Genomic DNA, 2808 nt, shown 5'->3' with positions numbered 1-2808 from the left:
AGTCGGGGAAGCGAAGTCAAGAAGCCGATTCAGTGAGAGATCAGTTTCTCACTGGCGAGTTCGAGCGAATCGAGGAAGGTACGCACAGGTGTCCTGCCGTAGCACCACCGTCCCTGATGTCGCGCGCCTTGTTGTACCGGTCAAGCCACGCGTCCAGATCGGGCTGCAGGGCAGGGATCGAGTCGTGGATCTTCTTGCGGAAGTAATGCGGTAGAACTCGTTGAGCATGGTCTTGTGAACAACCGCAACGACGATGTCGTCGGTTTGTGACGAACGCGCCTGGTGCGGGGTGGGGTCTCTGTTTTCCAATACCAGATAAAGCGTCTATTCATGATGCTCGGGATTGTCGCGATATTCGGGGCGGCGATCTATTTCCATTCTCCCTCGGTGAACTACAGCGATACCACATCGCCCTGACCGGGCGTGACTTAATGATTGCTCGCATCGCTCCTTTAAGAGGTCATCAAGATGACGACGTCCACATCGAGCAGTACCGTCCACGACAACGAATATGTCGGTAGCTATTCCACGCAACCCGACAAGAACGCCGCGAAAGATGTCGCGCCACTGTCCCAGGCTATCCATCATCCTGAGCCTCACGACCCGGTCTCTCCTTCCGTATCGACACCGTTCTCCAATAGCCTGAACTTCAAGGCTGGCCTTCTGCTGTCGAGCTGGCGCACGCTGCACAACAGGCCGCCTCTACCGGGAACAGGTTCCTTTTCATCCCGGTTGATCTCGGCAAACCGCATGGGGCATGCGGGCAATGGCATGGCGTCGAATCTGGGCAGGTTCTTCAGTTTTTTCGGTAAGGCGCTGGACGCCTACGGCGGGCAGAATACGACGTTGACCGCATTGCAAGCGGGCAAGTCGCTGGGCAATGCGGTCGGTTACGCGATCGATTTCTCGAAGGTCGAGGATAAGCAGGCAACAGTGCGTAATTATCTGCATGGCCCGTTGCGGCAGGGAACGTTCTCGCTTCTTTCCGGGCACGATCCGCACGAAGCGATCATGCTTGTCCATTTCCGACCGACTTCAGTATCAAAGCAGTCTCAAACCACCGCACACAGAACGGGTGATGCGCAAACACAAACGAAAAGTCCGTTGCATCAGTCGCACGGCACGCAGACCGGTATACCGGCAAGGAGTCGTGATACCCGGACTCAAACGGAAGCCTTCGGCGCCAGCAGGGCGGTGCAGACGCAGACTTTCACGCAGAGTCATCCCACCCAGACGGATTCGGATCACACGGAAAAACAGCCGACCCACGCGGGCAATACAGAGAAAACGGGCGAGGGAACGAATTTGCCGCCAGACAATCACGCCGGTACTCAAACGGATAAGCATGTTGCCGATGGAGAAACCCAGACACGGCAAGACGCGCACGATGCCGAGATCCAGACGCATTCGCGGAGAACAACGAGCGAAGGCACTCAGGCAACGCCGCATGTCGCCGATGGCGGCAACCAGACCCGCATCCGTGTGCAGCATCAGAATGTGCAAACCGGCTCGCCGAGTCAACTGGATAAGTCTGTTCAGGCAAAAGCTCGAACGGACCATAACGAAACGCAAACGAGCCTCCATCATCATGACCGCTCCGTGCAGACAGTCGGTAGGTCGACGATCAGTACAGCGACTCAGGCCGCTCCTTTCAAAGCCACGGCAGGGACTCAGGCGGCGACGGCGAAGGACCACGCCGACGTACAGACCGTGCCGCCGAACCCAAGCCGGTCGGTGCCGCAGAAACCAGAGGCCTCAGCTGGCGCAGGGCACCCAGCGCACCCGGCCGTTCAGCAACGAAGACATGGGCATGATGCCGGATCTCAAGCCGGCTGGCCGCAGATCGCTCGCGAATCTCAAGCGAATGTCGAGATTCGACACCGCACCGCGCAAACTTCCCGACCGATGACGGACCATCACGGCAGTCAGACGGTACTCATCAATCGTGACCGCGATATCCAGGTGTCGCCGCCATTCCGATCGCGGTCCGCACAAACCACGCCCCTGCCTGCCGGCTTCGTGGGTCCCGGAAACAGAGGCAGGGGCCTGCCGGCTAGCGTAAAGGCCAACGGTCACTGGTTGCCAATCGACATACTGGCGCTGGGGTCGAGCTCGGCGAACGTGAATAACAATTCAAGCACGCTGAACCGGTTGTCAGTAACGGCCGATTCGCTGAGCACGAGTGGCGACGTGATCAGCGTAGCCAACATCACCGGCAATAAGATGCTCGCCCTGTCGTCGAAGGCGCTGTCGCTGCTCGGTACCGCGATCGGACTTGCGCCGTCTGTCGGGCAATTGTCCTCAGATATCAAAGAGCTGATTCAGAACCCGGGAAGCGAGCAGGCAAAATGGAACGTAGGCAACGACTCCGTGCAACTCATCGGCGGTCTCGTCGCGACGGCTGCGTCGTTCGCATTTCCGCCGGCGGCGCTCGCAACGTTGTTATTTCCGAACTTCTCCGAGATCTACCACGCGGAGGCGCTTCGGCATCAGGTCAACGGATTGCGCGCGCAGGGACTCAATGCCGAAGCCGACGCACTTCACATCGAGTATCAGAATGCTGCGCTCAATGCGACGCCGATTGTGAACTGGTTTTCTTCGTTCTATACACCCGCCATGCGACCGGCCATCGAGAGCTTCGAGTTATCGCAAGGGAACAAGCCTGGCGCCGCTCCTATGGGCGACATCGGTTCCGGAGCCAGGGGCGATCCGGCCGTGCTCGACTACTATGGACAAGCGATGCAACAGCGTGGACAGGGTCTCGCCACGACCGCGACACCTTACCTGAAAGCGCTTGCTCAGGCCGCG

The 2808-nt window shown here is 58.8% G+C and carries 1 protein-coding gene; it reads left to right on the top strand.

The window, feature by feature from the left end:
* Positions 1 to 468 precede the first annotated feature (468 nt).
* A partial coding sequence (locus PQR32_RS41985; RefSeq protein WP_408241743.1) for a hypothetical protein occupies positions 469 to 2808 on the top strand: 2340 nt, incomplete at its 3' end.

The sequence above is a fragment of the Paraburkholderia dipogonis genome, from assembly GCF_046027395.1.
Lineage (GTDB): Bacteria > Pseudomonadota > Gammaproteobacteria > Burkholderiales > Burkholderiaceae > Paraburkholderia > Paraburkholderia dipogonis_A.
Note: the sequence above shows the minus strand (reverse complement) of the source record. Positions and strands in the feature narration are given on the sequence as shown.